At 72.1% G+C, this 4,323-nt stretch carries 5 protein-coding genes; 1 reads left to right on the top strand and 4 read right to left on the bottom strand.

Features of this window, described 5'->3' with window-relative positions; translation table 11 throughout:
* Positions 1 to 477: TOBE domain-containing protein (locus QM638_RS01915; protein ID WP_415140241.1), on the top strand; the 477-nt coding region annotated here is incomplete at its 5' end.
* A 7-nt stretch (positions 478 to 484) separates the two neighbouring features.
* Here QM638_RS01915 and QM638_RS01910 read toward each other — a convergent pair.
* The 4 genes from QM638_RS01910 to QM638_RS01895 form a co-directional block, all read right to left on the bottom strand.
* Positions 485 to 1,492, bottom strand: coding sequence for a cytochrome c oxidase assembly protein (locus QM638_RS01910; protein WP_415140240.1), 1,008 nt, complete (start codon positions 1,490 to 1,492; stop codon positions 485 to 487).
* Between the two features lie 142 nt (positions 1,493 to 1,634).
* Positions 1,635 to 2,564, bottom strand: a complete 930-nt coding sequence (locus QM638_RS01905) for an alpha/beta fold hydrolase (RefSeq protein WP_415140239.1) — start codon at positions 2,562 to 2,564, stop codon at positions 1,635 to 1,637.
* 4 nt (positions 2,565 to 2,568) lie between these two features.
* Positions 2,569 to 3,603: a class II fructose-bisphosphatase gene (gene glpX / locus QM638_RS01900; protein ID WP_415140238.1), complete on the bottom strand. Its 1,035-nt coding sequence runs from the start codon at positions 3,601 to 3,603 to the stop codon at positions 2,569 to 2,571.
* Between the two features lie 17 nt (positions 3,604 to 3,620).
* Positions 3,621 to 4,323 (bottom strand): TOBE domain-containing protein (locus tag QM638_RS01895; protein WP_415140237.1); only part of this gene is annotated, 703 nt, incomplete at its 5' end.

The following is a 4,323-nucleotide window of genomic DNA, read 5'->3' as shown; positions in this document are numbered from 1 at the left end:
GGCGACCGGGTGGCGGTGATGAGCGCGGGCGAGCTGCAACAGGTGGCCACCCCGCTGGAGCTCTACCGCAGGCCGGCGAACCTCTTCGTCGCCGGGTTCATCGGCAGCCCGCAGATGAACCTCATCGAGGCCAAGCCGGTGGGCGGCCAGGCGACGATCGGCGACTACCAGGTCCCCGCCGATGCCACCGCGCTCGGTCGGGCGAGCGGCACCGTCACGGTCGGCGTACGACCGGAGGCGTGGCGGCTGGCCGGCCCGGCCGAGGGCGGGCTGCCGGTGCGAGTGACGGTGGTCGAGGAGCTCGGCTCGGACTCCTACGTCTACGGCACCTGTGACGTCGAGGGCACGCCGTCGACGATCATCGTGCGGGTCTCGGCCAAGGACCAGGTCGGCAAGGGGGAGACGATCCACGTCACCACCGACGCCAGCGAGGTGCACGTCTTCGACACCACCTCCGGCCTGCGCCTGAGCGAGTAGCCGCGGGCTACTCGCCCTGCCGGTTGATCCGGGCGAGCATCCGGTTGTACGCCGCCAGCGCCTCGTCGCTGTCCACCTCGTAGGTCGCCTCACCCGCCTCGTCGGTGCCGGCGTGCTCCGGGTCCTCGTCGGCGAACCGCTGGCGGCGTACGGACTCCAGCAGCGTGCCGGTCATTCGGGCGCGACGCGTGGGCGAGGTGATCACCGCGATCACCAGCCCCATCGCGATGAACATCATGCCGCCGTCGCCGCCGGCCCACATCAGCGAGCCGGCGGTCTGGATGTCGGCGACCGGATCCAGGGCCCAGGACGGGCGCATCGAGGAGTAGACCGGGTACATGTCGTGCTCGGTCTGCAGCATGGTGATGCCGACGATGGTGTCCGGGATCATGCCGACCACCAGCAGCGCGATCCGGCCGAGGTAGGGCAGGTCGGAGCGGACCGGCTCCTCGCCGATCAGGGGCAGCAGGAACAGGTAGCCCGCCACCACGTAGACCAGCTGCTCCCCGCCCATCAGGGTGGAGTTGGTGGCCATCCGGTCCATGAAGTCGGTCAGGTGGGTGCCGACGATGACCACCGTGTAGACCACCACGCCGGTCACCGGGGAGAACAGGATCGCGAACGGCCAGGCCCGCAGCAGCCGGCGTGCGGCCGGCTCCCGGTCGCCACAGGCCTCGACCAGCACGGTGAGCGGGTGACCCAGCACCAGCAGCGCCGGCACCACCATGATCAGGATCAGATGCAGCACCATGTGCACCCAGGCCAGCGCCATCGCGTAGCCGCCGATCGCGGAGGCCGTCGTCAGCCACAGCAGTGCCAGGCCGCTCAGGAAGCTCGCCACCCGCCAGCGCGGGACGGTGGAGCCGGGACCGGCCAGGTTGCGACCGGCGAGATAGCCGCCGGCCAGCACGACACAGGCGATCAGCCAGATCGGCTGCAGACTCCAGGTGCCGAAGAGCTCGCTCCAGCCCAGCGGCGCCAGCTCGGACATGCCGGACATGCCATGGTCGTGCATGAGCGCAACGGTAGTCCCCGATCGCGCGGGGCCGGCGCCGGGGCAGACGCCGGGGCAGTTTCACCGGTTCACCGGTGAAACTGGCACTTCCTGCGCGTTGCAACCCGCGAGAAGTGGCAGTTTCGCGCAGGAAGTACCGCGCTCAGCGGGCGCGATCGGCGGTGCGGCGTACGACGCGGACAAACCGCTCCCACAGCGGGACCGGCAGGTCGTGGCCCATGCCGTCGATCAGCATCAGCTCGGCGCGGGGGATGGCCACGGCGGTGGCGCGGCCGCCGGAGACGTGCACCATCTTGTCGGCCAGGCCGTGGACCACCGCGGCCGGGACGTCGAGCCGGCCGAGGTCCGCGGTGCGGTCGGGCTGGGTGAGGACGGCGAGCATCTGCCGCGCGGTCCCGTCCGGGTGGATGCCGCGCGCCCAGGTCGCGACCGCACGCCGGCGCACCGAGTCCTCTGGCTCGGGGTAGCCGGGCGAGCCGGTCAGCCGGGCGCCGACCAGCGAGCGCTCGACGTACTCCTGCTCGCCGGCGGGCGGCCGCCGCAGCATCTGCGGGTAGATCGACGGATGCTGGTAGCCGACGCTGCGACGACCGGTGGTGGACATCGTCGAGACCAACGAGGCCACCCGGTCCGGGTGTGCGATGGCCAGGGTCTGGACGATCATCCCGCCCATCGAGACCCCGAAGAGGTGCGCTCGCTCGATGCCGAGGTGGTCCAGCAGCCCGGCCGCGTCGTCGGCCAGGTCGCTCATCGCGTACGGCGCCCGCACCCGCAGTCCCGCGAACGCGCCGGCGAGGTGACTCACGCCGACGTCGCCGGTGAGGATGGTGGAGCGGCCGGTGTCGCGATTGTCATAGCGGACGACGTAGAACCCGGCCGCCGCCAGCAACTGGCACAGTCCCTCGTCCCACCAGAGCATCGGGCCGCCGAGGCCCATCACCAGCAGCAGCGGGTCACCCGCCGGGTCGCCGAAGGTCTGGTAGCACAGCTGGATGCCACCTCCGACCGGAGCGACCTGTTCGGCGGAGACGGCGACCGGATCGGCACCGGGGGCACCGGGGGTCGAGGTCACGCGCTCAGCCCGCGAAGTCGATGGCCGAGTAGGCCTGGAGCTTGGAGAGCTGGTGCTCGGAGGTGACCCGGCGGATCGTGCCGGAGCGGGACCGCATCACCAGCGACTCGGTGACCACGGCACCTCCCGGACCGTAGTGCACGCCGCGCATCAGGTCGCCGTCGGTGATCCCGGTGGCCACGAAGAAGCAGTCGTCGCCGGTGACCAGTTGGTCGGTGGTGAGCACGAAGTCGGGGTCCAGGTTGTGCCCGGCGTCGAGCGCCTTGGCGCGCTCGTCGTCGTCCTTGGGCCACAGCCGGCCCTGGATGGTGCCGCCCAGCGCCTTCATCGCGCACGCCGCGACGATGCCCTCCGGGGTGCCGCCGATGCCGAGCAGCAGGTCGGCGCCGCGGCCGACCCGGGCGGCGGAGATCGCACCGGCGACGTCGCCGTCGGTGATGAAGCGGATCCGGGCGCCGGCGGCGCGGATGTCCTCGACGAGCTGGGCGTGACGAGGCCGGTCGAGCACGATCACGGTCACGTCGGAGGGCTTGCTGCCCTTGGCCTTGGCCACCGCGTCGATGTTGGCCGCGACCGGGAGCCGGATGTCGACCATGTCGGCCGCCTCGGGACCGGTGACCAGCTTCTCCATGTAGAAGACCGCGCTCGGGTCGTACATCGAGCCGCGCGGCGCCACCGCCATCACCGAGACCGCGTTGCTCATCCCCTTGGCGGTCAGGGTGGTGCCGTCGATCGGATCGACCGCGACGTCACAGGCCGGACCGGTGCCATCGCCGACCTTCTCGCCGTTGAAGAGCATCGGGGCGTTGTCCTTCTCGCCCTCGCCGATCACCACCGTGCCGTCCATCGCGACCGTCGAGATCAGCACCCGCATCGCGTTGACGGCGACGCCGTCGGCACCGTTCTTGTCGCCTCGGCCCACCCAACGCGCCGCCGCCATCGCGGCGGCCTCGGTGACCCGCACCAGCTCCAGCGCGAGGTTGCGGTCGGGGGCGGTGGGCGCGACGTCCAGCGCGGACGGCAGCGAGGAGTCGGTCATGGGCGTGACTCTATCGGTCACCGAGTGGGCATACCGGCGTCATAGACGGTGACCTCGGTCGCCTTGACCGTGAACGTCACCTCCCGGCCCGGTGTTAGCCCGAGGTCGGCGACCGCCGCAGGGGTGACGTCGGCGGCCAGCGGTACGCCGCCGGTGCGTGACTCCGCGCGGATCCGGACCCGGTCGCCGAGCGGTTCCAGGTCGGTGAGCCGCATCGCGAAGGCATTGCGCGGGCTGCCGCCCGGGTCGTGGTGGTGGACGGCGACGGCCGACGGCCGGAACAGCGCCGCGGCCGTGGACCCGGTGGCCAGCGAGCCGTCCGGCAGACCGGTGACCGGCTCGCCGGCGTCGGGTCGCAGGTGGGCCCCGTCCCAGATCCCGCGTACCAGGTTGAGCCCGGCCAGCCGAGCCGCGAACGGCGAACGCGGCGCGGTCAGCACCTGGTTGGTCGGCCCCTGCTCGACCACCCGACCGTGGTCGATGACGACCACCCGGTCGGCGAGCAGCAGCGCATCCAGCACGTCGTGGGTGACGATCAGCACCGTCCGATCGGCCAGTACGGTGCGCAGCGTCTGGCGCAGCGCCGGGGTGACGTCGACGTCGAGGGCGGCCATCGGCTCGTCGAGGAGCAGCAGCTCCGGCTCCGCGGCCAGCGCGCGGGCCACCGCGACCCGCTGGGCCTGGCCGCCGGAGAGCTGGGCGGGGCGGCGGCGAGCGAGG

The sequence above is a fragment of the Nocardioides sp. genome, assembly GCF_047606145.1.
Classification (GTDB): Bacteria; Actinomycetota; Actinomycetes; order Propionibacteriales; family Nocardioidaceae; genus Nocardioides.
Note: the sequence above shows the minus strand (reverse complement) of the source record. Positions and strands in the feature narration are given on the sequence as shown.